Source organism: Paenibacillus sp. JNU01 (assembly GCF_059130585.1).
This window is the reverse complement of sequence record NZ_CP169723.1, coordinates 4,266,718-4,291,654: the sequence shown is the minus strand read 5'-3', so window position 1 is coordinate 4,291,654 and position 24,937 is coordinate 4,266,718. Positions and strand designations below refer to the sequence as shown.

Here is a 24,937-nt window from a genome sequence, read left to right as displayed (position 1 = left end):
TTCCTGAATTCATTAGGATAAAAGAATAATGTTGATAAGCGTTGCGGTGTATCACTCTTTAGTTCAGGGTTTCAAGATCACATCGTTTTCTCAAAGAATCCCCGACAGAACCATATCGATGAGCTTAATGCCGATAAAAGGTACAATCACACCACCTACACCATAGATGAACACATTGCGACCAAGCAGCCGTTCCGCTGACATCGCCCGATACTTGACCCCTCTCATTGCGATAGGAATGAGTAGCGGGATGATAATGGCGTTGAAGATGAGCGCCGACAGGATCGCAGACTGCGGTGAAGCCAGATTCATAATATTCAGTGCCTGAAGCTGCGGCATGGCGAGAATAAACATGGCTGGGATGATGGCAAAATATTTCGCGATATCATTGGATATCGAAAAGGTTGTGAGCGCACCGCGTGTAATCAGCAGCTGCTTGCCAATGGAGACGACCGACAATAGCTTGGTCGGGTCAGAGTCCAAGTCAATCATGTTGGCCGCTTCCTTGGCCGCCATGGTGCCCGAATTCATCGCCAGGCCCACATCGGCCTGCGCCAGAGCAGGAGCATCGTTGGTACCGTCGCCCGTCATGGCGACGAGTTTGCCCTCCTGCTGCTCTTTTTTGATCGCCGCAATCTTATCCTCGGGCTTCGCTTCGGCAATAAAATCATCCACGCCCGCTTCTAGCGCGATGGTCGCTGCGGTGAGCGGATTGTCGCCTGTACACATAATGGTCTTGATGCCCATGGCGCGCATCTCAGCGAACTTCTCTTTCAGCCCTGGCTTCACAGTGTCTTTCAGATAGATCACACCGTAGATATGTTCATCGATAGCTACAGCAAGCGGCGTACCCCCAGCCTTTGCAATTCGATTTGCGATCTCATCCAGATCCCCCGGTATACGGCCTCCTTCGGAAGCAATATATCTTTTGATCGCATCCACCGCACCTTTGCGGATCTTCATTCCGCTACTCAGATTGAGACCGGACATCCGGGTCTCTGCCGTGAATTCCACATTTTCTGCATGTGCATACTCCGTCTCAGGCCAGCTTTGGCCTTGTTTGCCTGCCAGTTCTACAACAGAACGCCCTTCCGGGGTCTCATCTCGCACAGAAGCCTGTAAAGCAGCTTGCGTCATCTCTGACGAAGTAATGCCCTGAACGGGAATAAACTCAGATGCCATGCGGTTTCCGTATGTGATCGTCCCCGTTTTGTCCAGAATCAATGTGTCGATATCCCCGGCTGCTTCCACCGCTTTACCCGACATGGCGAGCACATTGAACTGCGTAACACGGTCCATACCGGCAATACCAATAGCAGACAGTAATCCACCAATGGTGGTGGGGATCAAGCAGACGAGCAATGCGATCAGGGTCGCCAGATCCAGTCGAATACCCAAGTAATTCGCCATCGGAACCATTGTCAGAATGACGATCAGAAAGATCAGGGTTAATACGGCGAGCAGGGTTGTCAGCGCGATTTCATTAGGTGTTTTCTGGCGCTGTGCACCCTCAACCAGAGAGATCATCCGGTCAAGGAATGACTCCCCCGGATCGGTCTGAACACGCATGACGATGTAATCCGATACGACGCGAGTACCTCCGGTAACCGAAGAGAAATCGCCTCCTGCTTCCTTGATAACCGGGGCAGATTCTCCCGTAATAGCCGATTCATCAATAGAGGCCAAGCCCTCCATAATCTCACCGTCCGTCGGGATCAGTTCACCAACTTCCACACGTACCATATCTCCTTTTTTCAATTGGGTCGAAAACACGTGTCGGATGGTTCCATCCTTCTGTACCAGATTGGCCATGGTGTCCGACTTCGTCTTGCGTAACGTATCCGCCTGCGCTTTACCTCTACCTTCAGCTAGTGCCTCCGCGAAGTTGGCGAACAGCAGTGTGAACAGCAAAATGGAAAATACGGCGATATTGTAACCGCGCCCCGCTTCGGATGCGGTGAACAGATCGGGATTGATGCATAACAAGAGCGTAATGAATGTACCTACCTCGACAATGAACATAACCGGGTTTTTGATCATGACCACTGGATTAAGCTTCTTGAACGCATCCCGTGAAGCCTGAAGTATCATATCTTTGCTTAACGACCGTTTCGATCCGGGATCATGTTGAATATGACCGCGATTGTTATCCGGCTCATTGCCCTTCGTTCTAAACATTTCTGTATCCATGTGTTGCATCGTCTGTTCCTTCTTTCGTTCGACTGCATTCATCGTACATTGCCACCTCCATACATTACGTCCTTACACCAATTCCTCTGTAGTCCCCCTGTCACATCCCTCATTGAATCATCGCCAGATGCTCTGCAATCGGTCCAAGAGCAAGCGAAGGGAAGAACGTAAGTGAGCCGACAACAACGATCATCATAACCAGAATGCCAGCAAAGAGAGGTGTGTGTGTCCGCAAGGTACCTGTGGTTACAGGTACAACCCGTTTCACAGCAAGTGAACCCGCGATAGCGAGCATGGCGATCATCGAAACGTACCTTCCCAGCAACATAACGATACCAATCGCGATGTTGTAAAAGTCTGTATTGGCATTCAGTCCGGCAAAGGCCGATCCATTATTGGCTGCACCCGAGGCAAAAGCATAGAGAACTTCGGTCAGGCCATGCATGCCCCCGTTCGAGATGGACGCAATAGCTTCAGGCCGCATAAGTGCGAGTGCCGTTGGCGCAAGAATAATCAAAGGATGAATGAGCAAGGCGATGGATGCGAGTTTCACTTCTTTGCCCTCGATTTTTTTGCCTAGGAACTCCGGTGTACGCCCCACCATTAATCCACAGATAAACACAGCCAGAATCACGTACAACAGTCCGTTGATCAGCCCTACCCCTTTGCCGCCAAACACGTTATTAAGCATCATCTGGGCGAGTGACACCAGACCTCCAAGCGGGGTAAGCGATTCGTGCATATTGTTGACTGAACCTGTAGTAGCCGCTGTCGTTACTGCCGTAAATAAAGCAGACTCGGGTATGCCGAACCTGACCTCTTTCCCTTCCATATTGCCCTGCAGACCTGCTGCATCCAGCGCAGGCACACCGCGATATTCGGAGACAAATACCGTGGTCAACATCACAAGGAAAAGAAAACTCATTGCTGCGAACAAGGCCCAACCCTGCTTCCGGTTATTGACCATCAAGCCGAAGGCGTAGACTAACGCAGTTGGCAACAGCATCATGCAGACGATATGCACCAAATTGCTCAGGGCCGTTGGATTCTCGAAGGGATGCGCAGCATTGGTTCCAAACCAGCCACCACCGTTGGTGCCAATGTGTTTGATCGACTCCAGTGAGGCGACCAGTCCACGTGTAATCGTCTGCTGGGCGCCTTCCAGCGTGGTGGCGTTCACCGCTCCCGCAAGCGTCTGAGGCACACCCTGGAACACGAGGAACAGGGCCACGATGAAGCTCAGCGGTAAAAAAATACGTGTAATCGACCGTACAAGGTCGACGTAAAAGTTCCCCAGTTCATCCCGGCGGCCTACCAGCCCGCGAATGAACGCAATGGCTACCGCGAATCCCGTCGCTGCCGACGTAAACATCGGGAATGTCACGGCCAGCATCTGTGACAGGTACGACAGGGCGTTCTCGCCCGTATAAGACTGCCAGTTCGTATTGGTCATGAACGAAACGGCTGTATTAAATGCCTGCGCCGCTGGCATATTGTCAATCCCATCCGGATTGAGCGGTAAATATTTTTGCAGTCGCAGTACTAGAAACATCAACACCAACATTACGAAGTTGGAGAGGAGAACGGCCGTGAGGTACTTTTTCCACCCCATGGACTCATTCTCCCGTACCCCCATCACGCGATAGAGCAATCGCTCCGGCCGGCCAAAAAACTGATCCATTCCCGTTCGCTGTCCATCGAACACGTTTACTACATATTTTCCCACCGGCTTCACCAGCAGCAGGATGATCAGCAGCGTTACCGCTACTTGCACTACACCGATACCCATATCCGCATTTCCTCCCTATTCGACGTTCCCTTGTTCCGCATTACGTACAGTGTCAGCATCAGAATTTCTCTGGCTTCACCAGCACATAACCGAGATACATCACCAGTGCGAGCACAATTATGCCGATGGCAATCATTCCGTTCCCCCCTCTACCCTCAAGCCTTTTCACAGAATTTCACAAATCCCCAGAACACCGCAAACAGCAGCACAACCAATCCAATCATCGTGGCATCATTCACCATGCGGCCCTCCCTCCCTCTACCGTTCTCTGCACCTGCTACATGTAAAATCGTAATATGAAACGCTGTAAAAAAGGGGTAAAGAATTGCCTTCACAGGTGTAAAAAAAGCGTAAAAAAAGACCCGCACTTCTCAGCTATGGGCTGAAAAGAACGGGTCTTTGAAGGGTATCTATTTATCCAAACGGATGCTGTGCCCACTGCAATAATCTCTTTTTCGTGATTTTGCCATGGGAGGTATGATTGACAACTTGCCCCTGATCGAGCAGAAGTACCTGTGGTGACTCATGGTGAATCTCTGTCTCTTCCGCAATATGGCGGGACAAAGAGCGATTTTCAATCACTTTGACGATGCGGTAATCCATGGGATGTTTGGGATCTGACGCATTGGTGCCTACAAACGCGATAAATTCTCTGTACGCTCTCGCACTTATCGGACACGTTGTGCTGTGCTTCAGGATAAGAACCGGATGATCCTGCGAGCGTTGAAGGGCCTCTTGCCAATCACCCGGTTTGTGCAATTCTCGAACATGTTCGCTGAGCATATCTTCCTGGTCCGAACCCACACGTTTGCTAACCACCGAACCAATGACAATGCCAAGCGCCAAGCCAAAAGCAATCCCAAGTCCAAGTTGCTGTGTAGCCGTACCAATGCTGACTCCCAGGGCAACACCTATAGCAAGCCATACGGCTTGATGATTTACCTTTTTATCCATACAGATCTTCCCTTCACGAAATATGTATATCAAGGCTATACCTTCCCACCTTACATTCTGATCAAATTATAGCATAGGCCTCTGTGAGCAGGCGTAGATAATCTTCGTCTCTGAGGTACAGATTTCAGTGATTGGATTTAAGCAAAATGCTCATTTGTGATACACTGGTTGTAATTTGGAAACGATGAACATGAAGAATGGATTGGAAGGGCGGAAATTCCATATGACATACGCGTTTATGATTGAACCACAGGATTTTATCACGCTGGATAATGAAGATGAACTGATTGAGAAATGTCAGGAGTGGGGCCTGCTTTCCGGTAAAGCAACCAAACTCAAAACGTTCTATTATAAAGGAAACGGATTAAATATGCCGTGCACCATCATTGGATATGTTGATCACATGGCAGCCGTCATTCAACTGGATAATGGACAAAAACATTGCATTCACCCGTCGTATCTAAAGGAAATGCAAGCGTCCAGTTACAGCGCCAGAAGCGTAAGTACTGCGGGGCCAGATCGCAGCACAGAATCGTCAACTTCGGATACAATCGCACCAGTCTCTGCTGATGTTACGCCAACTCCAGAAGATATGCTGGTTAACCCGGATGAAATTCCGGCTAATCTGGATGATTCGGACGACACGGACACCGATGATTTCTCCTCGGGGATGAAGGGTGATCCGGATGGATTAGTAGAAGCGTATGTTGGACCTCAGTCCGGGGCATCCGGTGAAGCCAAACCCAAGACCAAAACAGCGAGCAAGGCCAAGACCGTTAAGATTGATCTGCCAGAAGGCAAAGTGAAGATGAGCGCCGTTGTCAAAGAATTCACCACTGTGCCGAATCACTTCTCTGACAATGACGATGAAGTCATCATCTATGAAGCAGTTACCATCACGGAGCCAGACGTCATTGACGTTGGGGAAGCCTGGTCGAGCCACAGTGCCACCGTTAAGAAACAAGAACTCGAAGTGGGAGACGTTATCACGTTTGAAGCCAAAATCATCAAGAAAAAGCTGACACGTAACCCGGTTCCCTATAAAATCAACAACCCTTCCAAGATTCAGAAGGAAGGGTAATCCCACGCCGTATAGGGAAAAACAAAAAAACCTCCAGAACTGCTCAAAGCAGATCGCGGAGGTTTTGCCGTTTGTAGGCTATATTAGCGAAGAGTACGCCCTTAAGCTTGTCCCGGTTTAGCACTGACTTGAAAATGTACGCCGAATTTGTCGACAACCGTGCCGTAGGCTGGACTCCAGAACGTCTCTTGTATCGCCATTTCCACTACGCCGCCATCTTCCAGTTGGCTGAAAATAGCTTTGGCTTCATCCACAGTATCCGTGTTCACAGTAATACTAACATGATTACCTATAGTGTACGGCATGCCTGGAAATGTGTCAGACAACATTAATACCGAGCTGCCAATCTGCAAAGAAGCATGCATAATACGGTCTTTCGCTTCTGGCGGGATGGGATGATTCGGGTCAGATGGACCGTCACCAAATGTTTGAAGTGCGAGCACTTCCGCTCCAAATGCCTTTTGATAAAAATCTACCGCTTCACGTCCATTACCGTCTGTTATCACATACACATTCAAGCTGATCGACATGCGTTCTTCATCTCCTTGGGCTCATGTAATTATACAATTCACGCCACTTGCGACATGAGTATATATGAACAGGTTGTCCTTTGACAAGCGTATATTTCTGCACTCATCTCTGGCGACTTTTACACGATTAGGGTTACCAACATATTCTTAATCCATCCCTCTCTCCACTAGTTCTTTCGCTTGCGTATATAGTAGAGAACACGGATCAGAACACCCGGAACCAGTGCTGCAAAACTGGCATAGATCAGACACCATTTCAACAAGGTAAATATCGGAGTGAGTTCAGCAACCACAGGCGTACGTTCAGGATAACGATACATGATCAGGGATGCACCTACATTTTCAAACATGTCCATAGCCCAACCTAAGACTGGAATGAGATTCACCCAGCGCCAGCGACTCTTTACCGGAAGCACACGATAGAGTACGGATAACAGAACGACCAATAAGAACAGATAGGCCAACGGCCATATGAGGTCAAATGTGAACCGTGCATGGATATAGGCGCTCCGCCCTGCTTCACCATACTGCTCAGCCATCTGATATAGATCATCCGCCGTGTACAAAAAAGAGGAATCCGGGGACTGCCCGCCACCTGTGGCTTCCTCCGACTTTGCCGCCTGCCAAGGCAGTATAAATGCAATAAAGCAGGCAAATACAACAACCGCAGCTACAACCCAAAACCAGTTTACCCTCTGATAGAACCAGTCTGACACTTTCTTCAGCACGTTCTGTCCCCTTTCCGATAAAAAAAAGACCACTCTCCCGAAGCCTGTCGGTCAAATGGTTGTGTTCAATCCTATGAAGTTATCGTGCTTGAACGATGTTATCTATTTCACTTTTCAATAAGAGGTATCGGTGAACACTTCTCATGATCGGGACCTTCGTAAGTTTGTTCTTGTCCACGTACAGTTTCATCTGGTCTTTGGTCAATCCAAGCAAACTTCCAGCTTCCGATACCGTCAATACTACCTCTGGGTTCGTAGCATTAAACGTCTTCTTTACCTTCTGATTCCAGTCCTCGAATACCTGCATAGATCAGTGACCTCTCCTATCCATAGCCAGTTATTATCAGGCTGAATATATTCAGTATACCACACTTGGGATGCTCGTAACTTAATCCTTGCGCAGAACCATATTCTGATAGGCTTTTTCACTTGCTGTAGTATGAGAAAAAGAGCCACGTCTGGACGCGGCCCTTGATTGCTCTCCATAATGTTCGTTACGCCTCTTCCCAGAAGCGACGCAGGTTGTCCATGGCAATTTTGGATGCAGATTTGCATTCCTCCATGCCCTCGAACTCCACCGTAATGTGGCCATCATAACCGGAGTCTTTGATCAGCTTTACAATTTTGCGGATCGGAATATCCCCTTGCCCAACGATGGCCCCACGCAGGAAGTTGCCGTAAGCTGTCGTGAACCATTCCCCCTCACCCGGATGCTCATCATAAGGACGGAAGTAGAAATCTTTGAAATGAACCAGAGAAGCGTACGGCAGATTTTTCATGACACCAATGATCGGGTTCTCATCCACACACATGAAGTTACCAATATCGAGTGTTGTCTTGAAGTTGGGACGATCCACCGCATGCAGTACACGCTGCACCCGGTCACTCGCCTGCACACTGAAGCCGTGATTCTCAATGGTTGTGGTGATCCCAAACTGCGCTGCATAGTCCGCAATGATCTGGCTTCCCCGTACCATCAGAGGCAGATGCTCCTCGAACCAGGCAATGGTCATCTTCTCCTTCGGCAGGGTAAATGCCGTGACGTCATGACGCATATGTTTTACACCCATCCGGTGTACGACATCCACATGCCTTTTGACCCGGGCCATCTCTTCTTCAAACGCCTCTTCCGTCTCCTGAACGAAATTGGCTGGCATCGAATAGTTGGACAGTTCAATACCTGCAGACGCTGCCCGTTCCCGAATCGCATCCGCCAGATCGTGATTGTCCTCCACGGTGTAACCGTAAGGTACCATCTCCATATGCTCTCCGCCGTTTGCCGCAATCCAGTCAATCACATCCAGCACCGTCATCTCACCGGAATTCAAATCGTTCAACAAACTGTACGTGCTCAGGCCCACTTTCATCTGCTCAGCTCCCTATCGATATTGTTGAATGAATCGAACCGCCTTGCGAATATCCTCCTCCGGCTGATTACCTACCTCGCGCTCAATCGTCAGATAACCGGTGTAACCAATCTCCTGAAGCGCTGCAAAGTATCCGTCAAAATCAACACCACCTTCGCCCAGTGGCACTTCACGAAAGAACGTTCCGGACGAGACCATCTCAGCGATCTTATCGTGATCCATAGGCGCATAACCGACCGCTCCGTATACGTCTCGTGGGTCGACTTCCTTCAACCGCACACCATCCTTCACATGGGTATGTACGATGTAATCCTTAAGCAGACGAACGCCCTGCGCCGGATCATCTCCAGTCACCATCACCATATTTGCCGGGTCAAAATTCACCGATACCCCGTTGGTCGACAGTGTATCCAGGAACCCTTTCAAGTCAGCTGCCGTTTCCGGACCTGTCTCAATGGCAAAATAAGCGCCAACACTTTTGGCGTACTGACCCAGTTCCTCACAAGAAGCATGCAGCGTAGCGTAGACTTCCGATGAAGGGTCATGTGGAACAATGCCGATATGTGTCGTGACGATGTTGGTACCCAGATCGAGGGCCAGATCCACGATCCGCTTCGATTTTTCCACTTTCCACGGATTATCTTCCTTGACCTGAAAACCATGTCCGCCAAGGTCACCAACCAGGGCTGAAATTTCGAGGCCCAATGAATCGATGTAACTCTTCAGCTCCCTGCGCGCCGCAGGTGACAAATTTTCAGGGTCCATCTCTCCCTTGACGGCGTATATCTGCACACCTTCTGCACCTACGTCCTTCGCCTTGTTCAACCCTTCCCGTACACCTACGCCAAAGCTATCCACGATGACACCGATCTTATTCGTTAATTTCATGTCATACCTCCTGAAGATTACGTATTTGGATTCACTGGAACAAGTTTCACTGACTTAATTTCATACGGTTTAAATGTCAGTTCGAATGTACCGTTCGGACAAGCCAACGGATGGATCTCATCCTCCAGCAGATTAATGACAGACGCCTTAATTTCCCTTTTAACCCATTCGACATGTACCGTTTCCCGACCTCCTGAAGATTCGTAGAAACGCAGCACCGTTCCCGAGCCATCTTCTGCGGGCTTGATTGCATCCAGAATGACATGCTCACTATGGAACTGAACCCAAGCGTGTTCAGACGGCAAGTGACCCGAAGACGGACTCACTGCAACAACTTCCACCGGATGATTAAGCTCCATTGCGCGGCGAACGACAGCAGCTTGTCGCCAATCCCCCTGATGTGGCAGGAACGAATATGTGAATTCATGGTTGCCCTGATCAGCATGTTCATCCGGCCATTTGGGTGCACGAAGCAGGGACAGGCGAATCGTCCGATCCTTGATGTCGTATCCATACTTGCAATCATTCAGCAAACTGACACCACTATTGCCTTCTGAGATATCCGCCCAGCGATGCCCGCAGACCTCGAACTGCGCCTGCTCCCAACTGGTGTTGTTATGGGTTGGACGCTCCAATGCTCCAAACGGAATCTCATAGGCTGCTTTCGCTGCCACCAGATCCACCGGAAATGCCACCTTGAGCAGCTTATGACTCTCATTCCAGTTCACTTTCGTATGGAAATCAACACGCCGCTGGTGGTGATGCAAAATAATATCCTGGCTGATCTCCGATTGATTCAGCTTCCACACATAACGCAGCACATCTCGCGTAGCTCCGCGCTGTACAACCTCTCTGGAGACCAACTGCACCGCACCTGCCCGCTGGGATTCAAACCGTGGATCGATATCCCAGGCATCCCAGTACGTCGGCTTATCGTGGAAAAACTGCCACTCATTCGCCCGATCACCGGGCTTCAGCCAGTCGCGTCCTACCGTTTTGTCATACCACTTGGTGATCTCTCCCAAGTCATTGAACTCAAGTGTGTAAAATTCAGTTTCCCATGTGGAAGGGAAGGGTTCTTCTTCCCTTCCTGGAAGGATAACATCCGGTGCCTCGCGCAGCCATATGGTTGTATACCCAAAAGCAGGAATCGATGGAACATGCACAAGCAGCGTATACTTGTCTTCTTTTTGCTCCAGATCACTGGCCAGACGGTTTCCTTGACGATCGAATGCGGCCATCCCGGCGAGGTGTTCATCGCCTGTAATGGTGATATTTTCTCCACGTTCCCAACCGAGGCTGTTGAATATAATGTAGGGAAGACCCTCAACTTCATCGGTTACAATGTTCTCCGCAAGGATATCCAGCGTTTCTCGCAGTGCGGATGTACCGAGTGAAAATACCTTCGTGTACTCCTCGGTGGACGTTACATATACTTCAGGAATCGATGTTCCCGGAATAATATCATGAAACTGGTTAAGCATGATCAGCTTCCAGCCTTCATCCAGATCATTCTTCGTGTGTGCAGCGCAAGCTCCGGCAAATTGCCCCCAGATCTCCGCTTCCCGGTACAATACCTCTGCCTTTCGATTGCTACGTTTGTTCCTCGCATGGGTCGTATAGGTTCCCCGGTGTAACTCCAGGTACAAGTCCCCGTGCCACTTCGGCAACGTTGGATTATTGGACGATATGTCTTCAAAAAAAGCACCTGCCGTGCTGAATTTGCTGATTGGCTGCCCGACCATCAAATGGGATCGCTCTGCAAACTCCACCATCTCATTCGTCACACCGCCGCCACCATCGCCATGTCCGTAGAGCAACATCTGCTCAGGATGCACATCCTTCTGTTTGTACGATTGCCAATGTTCATCCACATCTTTGGGCCGCGTATGCTCATTCACACCATGATTCAGATAGGCCAGCACTGAAGTTCCATCAATGCCTACCCAGTCGAAGAGGTCATAAGGAAACGCGTTGGTGTCATTCCAATTCAGCTTGGTCGTCATAAAATAAGGAATATTCGCAAGCTTTAACATCTGCGGCAAGGAAGCACAGTAGCCAAAGGTATCGGGCAGCCACTCGATGTTGGAGCGTCTGCCAAACTCCGCCTGGTAGAAGTTCTGTCCATACAGAATCTGCCGGACGAGCGACTCCCCACTCGGAATGTTCAGATCCGGCTCCACCCACATGCCCCCGACCAACTCCCAGCGACCTTCAGCAATGCGTGCTTTAACTCGCTCGTACAGCTCCGGGTAATGCTCCTTGACGAAGGCATACAGCTGCGGCTGGCTCTGGGAATACACAAAATCCGGATACGTGTCCATCAAGGTACACATGGTCGAGAACGTGCGACTGGACTTGCGAACCGTCTCTCGTACAGGCCACAGCCAGGCAATATCAATGTGGGATTGTCCAACCAGATGCATGAAGCCACTTCGATACTCCTCCGGGTCTTCCTGCTGCACTGACTGTACCAGTCCATGTTCAAAATTCTGTATCCATGCCGCATCCGTCCAGCGGTCCGGATTATTGTACATCTCATCCATCACCTGGTGAATGGCCTGAACAAGTGCCATCCGCTTGGGCTCCTTCTCGTTATATGCCCGGAGCGACTCGGCGAGTACCGTCACGCTGTACATCAGGCTCTGCAAGGGCTGATTGATATGAACCAGGGCTGTGCGAATGCCCTGAATAGGCGGTTGAATCACGGCTTGTCGATTGAGTGGATCATGTGGCTCCGGGATCGGGTCGTAGAGTTCAATCTCCAACTGCGGCGCATTGCCTACTCGACTTCTCGGAAGAGGTACGAATCCGTGATTCCGATCCAGTCCGTGATAAGGCAAGCCATTCACCTTCAGTAACCCTTCTCCTCCAGTCTCAAAAATCAACCCAATGGCTTGATCCTGCCAACTGTCTGGAATCTCCATACATTTACTCAGAAAATACGTCGTTCCGTGTACGCTGTTCAGCGGATTCAAGCTCTGCATTGCCTTGTCCGCCTGCTCATACTCGTATTCCCCTGGCCGAATGTATCTGGCCTTCTGCATCTCCCACGTTGGAAGCTCGATCGTATCCAGCCACTGCGACCGGTTCATGTCCTCAATGAATCGTTGAATTCGAATCATACCTCCACCCCCACCTTCTGAATGTGCAGACTGCAAGCGGTCCAGTCAGCAGAATTGCGGCCAACCATGAGTCTGAATTCACCTGGTTCCACAACAGACTGGAGACGGGAGTCGATCAGTGCGAGGTGCTCTTTTTGCACAGGGAATGTAACGGTCCGGGTCTCTCCTGGCTCCAGATGGATTTTACGAAAACCCTTCAATGACATTTCAGCCCGGGTGACTGAAGCCGACACATCCGTGATGTACAACTGTACAACCTCACTTCCCGCAACCGCTCCGGTATTTGTGACTTCAACCATCACCTGCGCTTCATCTTCTGGCCCGATCACTTCTGGCATTACTCTTACGTTCTCGTATTTGAATTCGGTATAGCTCAGTCCATAGCCAAACGGATACTGCGGCGCCAGATCCATCTCCAGATACCGCTTGCCACGCGTGCGTTTGGCATGATAATAGACCGGAAGTTGCCCAACATGCTTGGGAATGGAAACCGTAAGACGGCCAGATGGATTCACATCGCCAAACAGAATATCTGCGATCGCGTTACCACCTTCCTGTCCTGGGTACCAAGCCTCCACAATGGCGTGAACATGCTCATCAATCCAAGGTTCAGCTATGGGACGGCCGTTGATATAGACCACGATAACCGGTTTCCCCAGCTTATGTACCTGCTGCACCAGCTCCAATTGAACACCCATGAGATTCAGGGAAGCCCGGTCAATGCCCTCGCCGCACTCCATATCATTCCATGGGTCATCCGTTACCACAGACGCTCCTGTCCGCAAGTCGATCGTGCCTTCACCAAAATCGCGGGCGCTGGAACCACCCATCACCATCACGATGACATCGGCCTGTTCCGCACAGGCGAGCGCTTGTGCAAAGCCCTCTCTGGAATCGCCTTTAATCCGGCAACCTGGTGCGTACAATACCTGACCCGAATCCGCGCCAAGCTTGCGCGTAATGCCATCCAGTACGGTGACGATCTGTTCTCTCGGCTGTGGCGAGGTGTAGTCCCCAAGCTGGTTATAGATATGGTTCGCATTCGGACCAATGACAGCCAGCTTCGTGCCAGTTTTGGAGAGTGGCAATGTCGCCCCTTCATTTTTCAGTAAAATAATCCCCTCTTGCGCAACTTCCCTCGCCAGCCGCACATGATCTTCACATCCGATGACCCGTTCTGCAAAGTCAGGATCTACAAAAGGCTGTTCAAATAACCCGAGTCTGAATTTCATCTCCAGCACCCGCCACACAGCCAAGTCCAGATCTTTCTCTTCGATCAGTCTCTGCTCCAGCGCCTGACCGAGATGTTTGCGATACATGTACCCGGACATCTCCATGTCCACACCTGCCTGAAGGGACTGTGCTACGGCCTGCGCCCCGTTCTCGGCGGTGTTATGTCCATGGACCAGCATCTGAATGGCGCCAAAATCAGTAATGACGAATCCATCAAAACCCCACTGCTCGCGCAGCAGGTCATTCAGCAGATACGTACTGGACGTACACGGTACGCCATCAATCTCGTTATAAGCGGTCATCACGGAGCAGGCCCCGGCTTCCACTGCCTTTTTGAACGGCAACAGATCTATTTCATGCAATTCACGTAATCCCATATGCACTGGTGCGGCATTACGCCCCCCCTCTGAACTGCCATAAGCTGCAAAATGCTTGAGTGTAGCTACAATCGTCTGGTTGGAATCGAGGCGGTCACCCTGTAGTCCCTTCATGGCTTCTACAGCAAATTCACCGATTAAATAGGGATCTTCGGCAAAACATTCCTCCGTCCGTCCCCATCTCGGGTCACGCACGACATCAAGCACCGGGGAATACGTTGCCGCTCCCCCCTGGCTCCGGGTCTCCACAGCGATGGCTTCACACATCTTGCGGTATAATTCCATATTCCACGTGCTGCCCACGGTTAAAGGTACCGGAAATACAGTCGCCCCAATCGCCATATGACCGTGGGAGCACTCTTCCCCGAACAGAATGGGAATGCCCAGTCGGGAATGCTCCAAGGCATACTGCTGGATGACATTCGTGGCAACGGCTCCTTGTCGTGGTGTCAGACCTGTCTCCAGCGTTACTTCAGTCCATGGATCGGCCCGAAGCACACCATACAGAGAACCGACTCCGCCCTGTTCCATGTCCGCTTCGAACTCTTCCGTGACCTGTACTGTGCCATCTGCTGCCTTCACATACGTCTTCCAGCCCATTGGCTGTATGAGTTGTCCAATCTTCTCTGCCGTTGTCATCCGTCCGATCAGATCCTGAACCCGCTCCTGAATGGGAAGCGAAGCATCTTTGTAGTCCATATGCACATTCTCCTTATGCGTTCGGAATTAGTTAGGCTCGTGCACTTACATCACATGGCCTTACGGTAGTCACTTGGCGCTACACCCACCACGTTTTTGAAAGCCCGATTGAAGGAATTATAGTTGGTATATCCCACTTCTTCACTGATTTCCTGAATAGCCTTATCGGTCTCCTGCATGAGCAATTTGGCTTTTTCGATGCGATGACTAATGAGCAGATCCACGAACTTCTCCCCAATCTCATCCTTGAAAAGCTTGCTCAGATACTTCGGATTAATATCGAATCGATCACTAAGGTAGTTCAGCGACAGATCGGGATTATTGTAATGCTCTTCGATGTATTTGCGAATCTCTAGAATATGAGATCTGTGTTTACGCGAACATTGCAGCGTCTTCATCTGTAGGGCCAGTTCCCGGAACCCTTCCCAGCACAGCTCACGCAAATCATCTAACGTCTCCCAGCCCTCAAGCCTTGGGAGAAGCGGGGTGAATATAGCGGCCCACGAATCCTGGTACTCCCGTGGAAGTTCGGCGAACTCCCGATTGTAATGTTGAAATAACAATTGGATCGTATTCATAATCTCCTGGCGGGACAAGACGGACTCACTGATTTGTTCAAACAGTCTTTCAAAATGCTTTTCCCAGACATCGTCCGATAAACGCATTGCCTGTACCAGCAGTGAGATGGTTTTCAGGAACTCATACACATCATTGGTCGAATTCGGCACATCGCTACACGGAATGATGCGATTTATTCCCAGTACAGCCTTGTACTCCAGCGCGTGCACAGCTTCTTTCAATGAAGCTCTCAATCCCCGAATATCGACAGCAACTCGACCCACCCCAATGGTTACGGTGAAGTTGAGATACTGATCGATTCTATCCAGATAACCAGCCAGCAATCGATGCTCCATCTCCTCGGCCTGTTCCATATCCGGCATCCAGAGGATGGCGTACAGACGCTGATCGGAGATCCATTCAGCCCATACTTCCGTTCCTTCATGGCGTGCACTCTCTTGCAGAATACTGGACAACACAAATTTCAGGAGGGATTGGTCCTGATGATGATACTCCGTCGCAAATGCATCATACCGATCCATTTCAATTACCATGACGGCCCAACGATGCTCCAGCTCAGGCAGTTTGAACTTCTTCATCTCTGCTGTCAGCTCCGTGCTCGTAAAGTCTCGTGTGCCTTCCAGCAACTCCTGAAAGAACATCCTTTTCTGCAAAATCAGATTCTCTTCATGCTCCTCCTGATATTGTCTCGTCTGATCAATCATGCGTTCCAGCGTGGCATGGATGAAGCGGAACTCATTCTCTTTGCCATAGTTCAGTCCGGATTGCTTCTGCGAAGAGACGGTCTGAATTAACGTGACAATCTGCTGAATCGGCTTGTAGTTTCTGCGGGTCACATAGATCACCCACACCACGCCAATCAACACAACCACTACAGCAAAGGCAAACCAGATATTATAAAATTGCAGAGCCCATTTGACGATTTTGCCGTTATTGAGTCCCGTCTGCACCTTCCAGCCGCTATAACTCGATGTAAATTCAGAGAAGACTTCTCCCGACGTGGTTTTAGTGGAAGCTGTAATCCCTTCTGGTCTGCTGCTATCCCAAAGATTGCCGCCCGAACGGTTGAAGATGTTCACAAACGTAAATTCCGGATCATACATCTGCATGATGGACTTCCTCAGGGTACTCAGATCCACGTTGGTGACTACAAGTCCTTTGCCGTTCCCTACACTTCGCACAATCGTAATTACCTGCTCCGTTGCTTGTGAAGGGAAAGCCCGGAATGCTCGTGCCCCTGCCCACTTTTGTTCATCCCTCGTCCGGCTATCTGCAATAAAGTCTGCATCCGGGAACTCTTCAATCGGAACAGCCTTCCCGTTACTGAAGACCGTGCCATCTCCATATCGAACGAGATATATCGAATCAATCAGCGGATACTCTATTTTCAATTCATCAACCACCTGGACCGCCTGAATGCCGGCATACACATCATCGCTGCCAGATACCGAGAAATAATTCTTCAAGTTAGGGTTGGTCAAAATCTCACGCAGTACCTTGAAATCAATGGAGCGCAGAGAGTTGTCCAGATATTGTGTGACCTGTGAGGCCAGGAATTCATTGGCCTTAAGCGCTTCTCTACGGTTCTGTTCATTGAAGACCTGGAAAAAAATAAAGAATAGAATGGTCGTCACAATAAAGAAAACAGGCAGATACGATAACAGCAAACGTCTAAACCAATTGTTGTTCATCTCCGAGATCCCCCCACCATTACTGTTCATGCTGAATGACGACAATCATTTGTGCTGATCGCTAATTTCCCATAAATATTCAGTACATTATATCGGATGACGTGGGGTTGTCATAGGAGAAGACTGTCCCGGTCACGGGTGACAGACGGGACAGCCTCTATATGGAATCCTTCAACAATTATTGATTCTTCTCAATGGCGCGCTGGTAGATCTCAAGGTAATTACTCAGCCCAAGACCATCGAAACCTTTGACATATGCATCCCATTCCTTATCAATGCTCTTGCTACCGATAATGAACTGTGCCATATTCGTCTGCACATAATCCTTGATGGCCGTAGTCAATTGTGCAGCTGATTCCGTATCCTCTGGACGGATAAACACGTTCGCAGGATATACTTCTTTTGGTGCATAGGGTTCATACACATTGGTAGCTTGAGCCAGACGTGTACCATAACCCTCTGCTTCCAAAGGGTTCTGCCCTTCGGCAAACAGATTACGGAATGTGTTGGACAAGTCATGCGCTCCGATCTGTGACCAGCTCTCATTCACAACAACGTTTGGATCACGCTCAGGCAGGTTGTAGTAACTGTATTTGGCAGGCTCGCCATTGATGTTTTTCTCATCGGCATCTGCCTTTTTCCAGCCCTTGCCTTCGGTAGGTCCATACTCCGCGTATAGTGCACCTTCTTCACTGAACATGTAGTCCACAATTTTGATAGCGGCAATCTGCTGTGCTTCTGTCGCTTTGTTGGTAATGGCAAACTCAAACTCACCGACGCTCTGCGTGGCGCCTGTTGTCTGCACGCCATCCGGCCCTTTCAATGGAGGGACAATATCCCAGTGCTGGTGACGAGTGATGTCTTTGTCATAGGTATTTACGAGATAGCTGACCAGCGCCGTTGTAATGGAGCCGACCACCTCATCGCCTTCTTTGTTGCCCAGTTGTCCAATCGCCTGATCGTTCTGCGTGAAGGAAGCTGGATCAATCAGGCCATCTGCATACAGCTTGTTCATGTACTCCAGCCCTTTCTTCCATCCTTCCTGATTGGCGGCAAAACTCACCTTGCCATCGTTCACGATCAGGTATTTGTCGTTGTCATTGTATATGAAACTATTCATCAGATAGGCATCAATGTTGCCATTCCATACATACTTGTTCGGTGCACCCGTAAGTGGAATCTCGTCCGCTTTCCCGTTACCGTTGGGATCCTGTGTCTTAAACGCCTTCAGAACGGTGTACAGTTCATCGGTTGTTGTTGGCATTTTCAGACCCAGATTATCGAGCCATTCTGTGTTGATCCAGTATTTCTGTGCATACGTACAGTGGTAACATTCATTGAAGATCGGCAGTGCATAGATGTTGCCATCCGGTGCCGTAATGGCTTCTTTGAAATATGGTTTCTCTTCCATAATCTTGGTCAGGTTCGGACCATACTCCTTAATCAGATCTTGTAGCGGAAGGAACACGCCCTGTTTTCCATAGGTTTGAAGGTCTGAAGTGGTGAACTTGCCGTGAAGAAACACTTCCGGATAATCACCACTGGCCAGCAGCAATTGTCTGCGATCCTGCAAGGCGTCTGTAGGGGCCAGATCCCATTTTAGGGTAACGTCGAACTTGTCTTCGATAAATTGGGTAAATTCATTCTCTTCCATGGACGCTTTGCCTTGCGGAGCAAAGAAGGTCATGGTTACAGGACCGCCGCTCTCCCCGCTACCGTCGCTACTTCCACCCGATTCCTCGGATGAACTACATGCGGACAACAAAGCCATCGAAGCAAAGACCAGAAACAACATCGAAATCCAAGATTTTCTCAATCTGACTCCTCCTTTTTGTTCATAACGGCAAACCATTGGTTGTAGTGCACACGTATCCAATCACTCCCGGAAGCCGGCGTGTTCCTTCCACCTCCTTTCAAGAGGCAACCGGGCTTAACTCACAAGGATTAACCTTTGAGGGAACCAACCATGACTCCTTTAACAAAATGCTTCTGTACAAATGGATACATGATCAGAATGGGGATACTCGCGACAACGATCAGTGCATATTTCAACACCTGCTCAAACCCTTGATCCCGCAACTGTTGGCTGGTATTGGCAAGCATCGCCGGATCAGCCGCGTTCAGGATAAGCAGATTGCGCAGCACGTACTGGAGAGGGAACAATTTCTCAGAACGCAGGTAGATCAGTGCATCAAAGTACGCATTCCAGTGACCTACGGCATACATGAGTGTCATGACTGCCAGAATAGGCTTTGATAAAGGAAGAACCACGCTGATCAAATACCGGATATCCCGGCAACCATCCATCTCTGCGGCCTCTCCAAGCTCTTCCGGAATGGAAGATTGGAAGAACGTCCTTGCTACAATGACTTGGAACACCGCGAGCGCCCCGGGCAACCACATCGCCCAACGTGTATCCAGCAGGTGCAAGTCCTTCATCAGGAGATAGGTGGGAATCAGACCGCCATCAAAGAACATCGTGATCATCATGAAAATGATAATGGCACCTCGTCCATAGAATGACTTGCGTGACAAGGGATACGCCAGCATGACGGTCAGTGCCACGTTAATGAACGTGCCCACCACGGTGTAGATGATTGTGTTGTAGAAACCGAGCATCAGCTGTTGGCTTTTGAATATGGAGATATAAGCCTTGATGTTAAAATCGACCGGGAACAGCCACACCTGACCGGATGTGACGGCCCGTGAAGAGCTGAACGAAGAACTGATGATATACAAGAGCGGATAAAACACCGTTAGCAGTATGGCAAACAGAAAGATATAGTTAAATGTCATAAAAATGCGGTCACCGAGCGGGTCCTTGATCCGGTTCCGATTAATCAGGTTGAACATGAATAAGCTCCTCCTTTACCACAAGCTGTTCTGGGATACTTTGCGCGATATGCCGTTGACGATAACCAGCAGAATCAGGTTGATAATGGAGTTGAATAACCCTACTGCCGAGGAGAAACTGAAATTCGCACCAATCAGACCCACCTTGTACACATACGTGGAGATGACCTCTGAAGCGCTTGTGTTGAGCGGATTCTGCATCAGGTATATTTTCTCGAAGCCCACGCCCATAATGCTGCCCAGACTCAGAATCAGCATGATGACGGTGACTGGAACGAGTGTTGGAAGGTCAATGTGCCAGATTTTCCGAAGTCTTGATGCGCCGTCCATCTTCGCTGCTTCATACAGAGATGGGTCAACACCAGCAAGAGCTGCGATATATATGATGGATGAATATCCCATTCCCTGCCACACACCTGACCAGACGTAGATTGATTTGAAGTATTCCGGAATGCCCATGAAGTTGGTCATTGGGAAGCCGAGCAGTGTGAACAGCTTGTCTACCACGCCCACATGTGGGGAGAGCATCAGAATGATAATGGATACCATGACAACGGTGGAGATAAAATGCGGAGCGTAAGTGACCATCTGCACAGTCTTCTTGAAGTAACCCGTACGAATCTCATTCAGCGCCAGCGCCAGCAGGATTGGAATGGGGAAACCCGCGATTAAGGAATAGAAACTGATGCCTATCGTATTTTTGATCAACAGCCAGAAGTTTGGAGACTGGAAGAAGGCTTCGAAGTGTTTGAAGCCAACCCAGGGGCTTCCCCAGATTCCTTTGACTACACTGAAGTCCTTGAAGGCGATCTGGACACCCACCATAGGGATGTACTTGAAGATCAACAGATACAACACGGGAGGCAGCACGAGCAGGTAGAGCTCCCAGTGCTTCTTGAGGCTTTTGATGAATGGATGCTGCCGCTTGGGCTCCACATGTTTCCTCTGCTGGAGTTCCAACTTAGCGGGTATGCTTTCCGTAACTCGACTCATTTGCGTCACTCCTTCTACACCTCAAGTGTAATAATACATTACATTTACATCCCTTAAATATCCTTTTTCCTGATCTTATTTCCTTGTAAAACATAATTGATGTAAACATTCATATCAGGTAGCGCTTTCTTGATTTGATAGTACATCGCACGGTAAACTTTTATCAATTTGCAATTTTCTCCGACTTCTCTTTATTCCATAAACCCTTGTATAGCAAGCGATTACGAGCTGTTTTGAGTGGAAATTATGTTCCTTATGTATGAATAAAAAAATCCCGGAGGTGGTTAGATCTCCCCCGGAATTGACATAGCGTTCTGTACATGCATGTTCAAAAAGTTAACGATTCAGCACCGAGAAGGGGAACACACGGGAAAAATCTCTATGCGCTTGTGATCAATCTGAACGTATGTGTGATGGGTAATGCACTGGTTGTAACCGATTGTGGAAGTTCCACGAGAAGTCCGTCTTCCGTATGCTGATACGTAAGTACGTCATCGCTATCGATGAGTTCGACCCGCTCTACCTTTTCCAGATAAGGAATGACTAGCTGTGGTTGTACGCTCTCATGTTCGTTTCGGTATAAACGGAAGGCATATACGGTGTTGATCTCTTCCTTCTGCGTGAAGGCCCAATCTTTCGTAAAATATGGCCCGCAGATCCGGGTTCCATAGACCCCTTCTCCATGAGTACCCAGCCATTCACCGAGGCCCTTGATGCCTCGAATTGCCCCTTTGGGCAGACGCCCATCGGGTTGTGGTCCTACATTCAGCGCCAGGTTACCACCCTTGGACACGACTTCGAGTAGAATATGTGCCAGCTGTCTTCCCGTTTTGTACTGATCATCGAATCCGAAGGCAAAGGAGTTGCCCACGGTAATACAGCTCTCCCATGGAATGTTCATCGGATGTTCCGGTATGGTCTGCTCGGGGGTAACGATATTCTCATACGGCCCACCCACGGTGCGATCTGCGGACAGGAGCCACGGTTGTGTGGTCTGACGTGCACGTTCCACGACTTCTCCGAGCCTGATATCCTGCCCATGGCGACCTTCGCGCACCCAGCCGGCATCCAGCCACAGACACTCGATCCGTCCGTAATTCGTCAGCAGCTCCATGATCTGCTCATGTGTGAACTCTACGAATTGCTCCCACAGCCATGGATACTTATGGGGATCATACGAGGGACCGCGCCACATATGGCGCCCACGCTCCATACCGGGTGCCCAGTAATACGGGGTATGCCAGTCCGCTTTGGAGAAATACGCTGAGATGCCCAGCCCTTTAGCCCGAAATGCGTCAAATAATGCTCGACAGATGTCCGCATACTTATGGGTATGAAAAGGGGTATCCTTACCCGTAATCCGATAATCCGTCGTTTTGGTATCCCACATGCAGAAGCCGTCATGGTGCTTGGTGGTGAACAGGAAGTATTTGAACCCGTTATCTGCCGCCATCTGTGCCCATTCCTCGGGTTGGAAACGAATCGGATTGAAGGTTTTGTTGAGATCGAAGTATTCCCGTTTGAAGTCTTCCATGTCATCCGTCCAGTCGATGTCATCACGCGACCAATCGCCATCCTCGTCACTCAGCGCCCAGGACTCGACGAGACCAAGCTGGGAATACGGCCCCCAGTGCATCATCAGCCCCAGCTTCTGGTCCTTGAACCACTCCAACCGTTCATTCAGCAGCGGTTCCTCTGGTCTGATCCACTCTTCCTCTTTGCTAAAATTGTGCACCCCGGCTTCGACAATCTGCTCTTCCTGCTCCAGTACGGTTTCTTTGGTTTCGCTCATCCTGATTCATCTCCTTTGGATTTCATGTCAAACGCTGAACACATAGGTTTACACTCGGCCACTACGCGGTCAGAATAATCTTCCGATCGCTGTTATCCCCAGATTTCTTTGATTATTTTCCTAGAGGGAAAATCCGGGGATAAAGGCGAGCGCTCCGCTTCTTCAGATTTTTTCTGCCCTCTCCGTTATCGTGTAAACGTTTAGTTCAACTAAAAAGGACATATTAAATCCTGTCATTTTTAGTGTGGTAGGATTTTCCGAAGCTTTTGTTTTCGCTTCTTCAGATTGGTTCTGCACTCTTCGTTATGGCGTAAACGGTATGTTTAACTATTATGGGGCGTAGTAACTTTGTTATTTCGATTGCGGTGCCATCTTCAATTCCTATGAATCCCACATTCTCCGCTTGCCTCCAGAGGAATATAAACTGGCACCTTCGCGAATCGCAGGAAACTTTCTAAGGAACTCAGGGCGTCTTATTTAGCCTTTTGATCCTCTTTTTAAATTGTAAGGAACGTCAGACACGTTATTTCCCGAAATTAGCTGATAATAATGCTGTAAACTGCTGTTTATTCTCATATAGCGTGTCTCAGGTTCTTTAGGTTTCTGCTCACGCTCCATATCCTTAAATAAGACGGATCAGATTCGTTAGCACTCGCTCCCCACTCTGCTCCAGCAGCAAGCTAAGAGGACGACTCCGAACCTCGCCCGGAGGGGGGCATCATTGAGAAGGGAGCGAAATGCTCACAACCTTTAATGCCATGGGATTAGTTAAGTATCAACGTGAAGTAGCCACATGGAGCACCCACATCCACGCGATGCAATACCACTATTTACAACGTAATTTCGCGTCCCTGACGGGCTGATTCGTAGATGGCACAGAGCATTTTCATTACTTCGACGCCGTCTTCAACTGGGCTAAGTGTTTCTTTGCGGCCCTGTGTACTATCGATAAAATGGTTGATTTCATTGCGGAACGAGCCCATAAAGTCGAATGATTTGAAATCCACCTGTGGAGTCATGTTTAAAATGGTGTTGAATTTCTCGCCGATAATCGAAATTTCCGGCTCCAGCTCGGCACCGCCTTTGTCACCATATAGCTTGACTGAGGTCTCATCTGCTTTGGCATGGAGCGTGAAGCTGACATCCACGAGCAGGCTCGCACCATTCTCGAAACGAATCAGGGCATTTGCCATATCCTCAACAGTATTCTGCTGCGCGTCATAGTCTGCCGCTTTGTAGAACGACAGATTGTTAATGTTCGAGCGATTCCCCAATCGATTGGACACGTTAGCGGAGACGGATTTCACCTTCGGTCTGCCCATTAGATACCAGCAAATGTCGATCACATGCACCCCGATATCAATCAGCGGGCCGCCGCCGGAGCGGTTGATATCGGAGAACCAGCCACCCGGATTACCCAAACGGCGCAGACTGGAGGCTTTGGCATAATAGATCTCGCCCAGTTCACCCTCGTCGATGAACCTCTTCAGAATCTGTGCATTGTCACTATAGCGGCGAACAAAACCAACTTGCAGCAGTTTTCCGCTGCGATGAACGGCCTTCTCTACCTCAAGGGCATCCTCCACCGTTTGGCAGAGTGGTTTCTCACATAACACGTTTTTGCCTGCGTCCAGCGCAGCAATGCTAATCTCGGCATGGGAGTCGTTCCATGTACAGATGCTAACGGAATGAATCTCGGGCAGTGCGAGCAGTTCCTTATAATCGGTAAACACATGAGGTGCATTATATTGCTTCGCGACTTCTGCGGCACGTTCTGCATTCAGGTCGCAGATGGCGTATATTTCAACGTCCGGGTTACTGGCGTAGGCTTGCAAATGGCAATCGGATATGGATCCGGCACCGATGACGGCGACTTTCAATTTGGACATAGTGTTGATTCCTCCATAAATAAAATAATTAAAGTTCTGCAGAGTAGACGTTTCGGTTGCGAATCGTTCTTCCGATCGCTCTTATCCCCAGATTTCTTCACTCACCTTTTTGCAAAGGGGAAATCCGGGGATAAAGGCGCACGCTTCGCTTCTTCAGAATCGATTTCGCCCCCTTCACT

At 49.4% G+C, this 24,937-nt stretch carries 18 protein-coding genes; 1 reads left to right on the top strand and 17 read right to left on the bottom strand.

Translation table 11 applies throughout. The features are described from left to right. Nucleotides 1-90: 90 nt before the first annotated feature. The 4 genes from kdpB to ytxJ form a co-directional block, all read right to left on the bottom strand. Nucleotides 91-2,091 carry a potassium-transporting ATPase subunit KdpB gene (gene kdpB, locus NLBNIHML_RS18640; protein ID WP_494354725.1) on the bottom strand — a complete coding sequence of 667 codons (2,001 nt, stop codon included), beginning with the start codon at nucleotides 2,089-2,091 and terminating at the stop codon, nucleotides 91-93. A 208-nt stretch (nucleotides 2,092-2,299) separates the two neighbouring features. Then, the gene (kdpA, locus tag NLBNIHML_RS18635; protein WP_494352491.1) at nucleotides 2,300-3,979 is read right to left on the bottom strand and encodes a potassium-transporting ATPase subunit KdpA; all 1,680 of its coding nucleotides are present in this window, start codon (nucleotides 3,977-3,979) and stop codon (nucleotides 2,300-2,302) included. 58 nt (nucleotides 3,980-4,037) lie between these two features. After that, complete coding sequence (locus NLBNIHML_RS18630; protein WP_494352490.1) at nucleotides 4,038-4,148, bottom strand: potassium-transporting ATPase subunit F; 111 nt, start codon at nucleotides 4,146-4,148, stop codon at nucleotides 4,038-4,040. A gap of 245 nt (nucleotides 4,149-4,393) precedes the next feature. Continuing rightward, on the bottom strand, nucleotides 4,394-4,933 hold the full coding sequence (ytxJ, locus tag NLBNIHML_RS18625) for a bacillithiol system redox-active protein YtxJ (protein ID WP_494352489.1): 540 nt from the start codon (nucleotides 4,931-4,933) through the stop codon (nucleotides 4,394-4,396). A 223-nt stretch (nucleotides 4,934-5,156) separates the two neighbouring features. Here ytxJ and NLBNIHML_RS18620 point away from each other — a divergent pair, with 223 nt between their 5' ends. Beyond that, nucleotides 5,157-6,014, top strand: a complete 858-nt coding sequence (locus tag NLBNIHML_RS18620) for a hypothetical protein (RefSeq protein ID WP_494352488.1) — start codon at nucleotides 5,157-5,159, stop codon at nucleotides 6,012-6,014. A gap of 101 nt (nucleotides 6,015-6,115) precedes the next feature. On the opposite strand, the gene NLBNIHML_RS18615 is transcribed toward NLBNIHML_RS18620, so the two are convergent. The 13 genes from NLBNIHML_RS18615 to NLBNIHML_RS18555 form a co-directional block, all read right to left on the bottom strand. Further along, nucleotides 6,116-6,544 carry a VOC family protein gene (locus tag NLBNIHML_RS18615; protein WP_339258317.1) on the bottom strand — a complete coding sequence of 143 codons (429 nt, stop codon included), beginning with the start codon at nucleotides 6,542-6,544 and terminating at the stop codon, nucleotides 6,116-6,118. 167 nt (nucleotides 6,545-6,711) lie between these two features. Then, nucleotides 6,712-7,272 carry a hypothetical protein gene (locus NLBNIHML_RS18610; RefSeq protein WP_494352487.1) on the bottom strand — a complete coding sequence of 187 codons (561 nt, stop codon included), beginning with the start codon at nucleotides 7,270-7,272 and terminating at the stop codon, nucleotides 6,712-6,714. Between the two features lie 79 nt (nucleotides 7,273-7,351). Beyond that, nucleotides 7,352-7,579, bottom strand: coding sequence for a hypothetical protein (locus tag NLBNIHML_RS18605; RefSeq protein WP_062837704.1), 228 nt, complete (start codon nucleotides 7,577-7,579; stop codon nucleotides 7,352-7,354). Between the two features lie 187 nt (nucleotides 7,580-7,766). After that, nucleotides 7,767-8,639, bottom strand: a complete 873-nt coding sequence (locus tag NLBNIHML_RS18600) for a sugar phosphate isomerase/epimerase family protein (protein ID WP_494352486.1) — start codon at nucleotides 8,637-8,639, stop codon at nucleotides 7,767-7,769. A gap of 12 nt (nucleotides 8,640-8,651) precedes the next feature. Then, on the bottom strand, nucleotides 8,652-9,527 hold the full coding sequence (locus tag NLBNIHML_RS18595; RefSeq protein WP_494352485.1) for a sugar phosphate isomerase/epimerase family protein: 876 nt from the start codon (nucleotides 9,525-9,527) through the stop codon (nucleotides 8,652-8,654). 17 nt (nucleotides 9,528-9,544) lie between these two features. Beyond that, nucleotides 9,545-12,652, bottom strand: a complete 3,108-nt coding sequence (locus tag NLBNIHML_RS18590; RefSeq protein WP_494352484.1) for an alpha-mannosidase — start codon at nucleotides 12,650-12,652, stop codon at nucleotides 9,545-9,547. Further along, nucleotides 12,649-14,961: a glycoside hydrolase family 3 N-terminal domain-containing protein gene (locus NLBNIHML_RS18585; RefSeq protein ID WP_494352483.1), complete on the bottom strand. Its 2,313-nt coding sequence runs from the start codon at nucleotides 14,959-14,961 to the stop codon at nucleotides 12,649-12,651. The genes NLBNIHML_RS18590 and NLBNIHML_RS18585 overlap by 4 nt, the downstream gene beginning before the upstream one ends. Nucleotides 14,962-15,011: 50 nt before the next feature. Next, nucleotides 15,012-17,231, bottom strand: a complete 2,220-nt coding sequence (locus tag NLBNIHML_RS18580) for a helix-turn-helix domain-containing protein (protein ID WP_342571593.1) — start codon at nucleotides 17,229-17,231, stop codon at nucleotides 15,012-15,014. Nucleotides 17,232-17,409: 178 nt separating this feature from the next. Then, on the bottom strand, nucleotides 17,410-19,047 hold the full coding sequence (locus tag NLBNIHML_RS18575; protein ID WP_339239076.1) for a type 2 periplasmic-binding domain-containing protein: 1,638 nt from the start codon (nucleotides 19,045-19,047) through the stop codon (nucleotides 17,410-17,412). 128 nt (nucleotides 19,048-19,175) lie between these two features. Then, the gene (locus NLBNIHML_RS18570) at nucleotides 19,176-20,084 is read right to left on the bottom strand and encodes a carbohydrate ABC transporter permease (protein ID WP_413374484.1); all 909 of its coding nucleotides are present in this window, start codon (nucleotides 20,082-20,084) and stop codon (nucleotides 19,176-19,178) included. Between the two features lie 15 nt (nucleotides 20,085-20,099). Next, a complete protein-coding gene (locus tag NLBNIHML_RS18565; RefSeq protein WP_339239074.1) occupies nucleotides 20,100-21,077 on the bottom strand; it encodes an ABC transporter permease in 978 nt (325 codons plus the stop codon). A 379-nt stretch (nucleotides 21,078-21,456) separates the two neighbouring features. Next, on the bottom strand, nucleotides 21,457-22,869 hold the full coding sequence (locus NLBNIHML_RS18560) for an alpha-L-fucosidase (protein WP_494352482.1): 1,413 nt from the start codon (nucleotides 22,867-22,869) through the stop codon (nucleotides 21,457-21,459). Between the two features lie 830 nt (nucleotides 22,870-23,699). Then, nucleotides 23,700-24,758 carry a Gfo/Idh/MocA family protein gene (locus NLBNIHML_RS18555; RefSeq protein WP_494352481.1) on the bottom strand — a complete coding sequence of 353 codons (1,059 nt, stop codon included), beginning with the start codon at nucleotides 24,756-24,758 and terminating at the stop codon, nucleotides 23,700-23,702. Between the last annotated feature and the right edge of the window lie 179 nt (nucleotides 24,759-24,937).

What these genes read in the sequence shown, in the direction of transcription:
- kdpB (WP_494354725.1), bottom strand. Translation starts at nt 2,091, where the DNA reads ATGATACTTCAGGCTTCACGGGATGCGTTCAAGAAGCTTAATCCAGTG.
- NLBNIHML_RS18565 (WP_339239074.1), bottom strand. Translation starts at nt 21,077, where the DNA reads ATGAGTCGAGTTACGGAAAGCATACCCGCTAAGTTGGAACTCCAGCAG.
- NLBNIHML_RS18555 (WP_494352481.1), bottom strand. Translation starts at nt 24,758, where the DNA reads ATGTCCAAATTGAAAGTCGCCGTCATCGGTGCCGGATCCATATCCGAT.
- NLBNIHML_RS18595 (WP_494352485.1), bottom strand. Translation starts at nt 9,527, where the DNA reads ATGAAATTAACGAATAAGATCGGTGTCATCGTGGATAGCTTTGGCGTA.
- NLBNIHML_RS18615 (WP_339258317.1), bottom strand. Translation starts at nt 6,544, where the DNA reads ATGTCGATCAGCTTGAATGTGTATGTGATAACAGACGGTAATGGACGT.
- NLBNIHML_RS18590 (WP_494352484.1), bottom strand. Translation starts at nt 12,652, where the DNA reads ATGATTCGAATTCAACGATTCATTGAGGACATGAACCGGTCGCAGTGG.
- NLBNIHML_RS18580 (WP_342571593.1), bottom strand. Translation starts at nt 17,231, where the DNA reads ATGAACAACAATTGGTTTAGACGTTTGCTGTTATCGTATCTGCCTGTT.
- NLBNIHML_RS18600 (WP_494352486.1), bottom strand. Translation starts at nt 8,639, where the DNA reads ATGAAAGTGGGCCTGAGCACGTACAGTTTGTTGAACGATTTGAATTCC.
- ytxJ (WP_494352489.1), bottom strand. Translation starts at nt 4,933, where the DNA reads ATGGATAAAAAGGTAAATCATCAAGCCGTATGGCTTGCTATAGGTGTT.
- NLBNIHML_RS18570 (WP_413374484.1), bottom strand. Translation starts at nt 20,084, where the DNA reads ATGTTCAACCTGATTAATCGGAACCGGATCAAGGACCCGCTCGGTGAC.
- NLBNIHML_RS18620 (WP_494352488.1), top strand. Translation starts at nt 5,157, where the DNA reads ATGACATACGCGTTTATGATTGAACCACAGGATTTTATCACGCTGGAT.
- NLBNIHML_RS18585 (WP_494352483.1), bottom strand. Translation starts at nt 14,961, where the DNA reads ATGGACTACAAAGATGCTTCGCTTCCCATTCAGGAGCGGGTTCAGGAT.
- NLBNIHML_RS18560 (WP_494352482.1), bottom strand. Translation starts at nt 22,869, where the DNA reads ATGAGCGAAACCAAAGAAACCGTACTGGAGCAGGAAGAGCAGATTGTC.
- kdpA (WP_494352491.1), bottom strand. Translation starts at nt 3,979, where the DNA reads ATGGGTATCGGTGTAGTGCAAGTAGCGGTAACGCTGCTGATCATCCTG.
- NLBNIHML_RS18605 (WP_062837704.1), bottom strand. Translation starts at nt 7,579, where the DNA reads ATGCAGGTATTCGAGGACTGGAATCAGAAGGTAAAGAAGACGTTTAAT.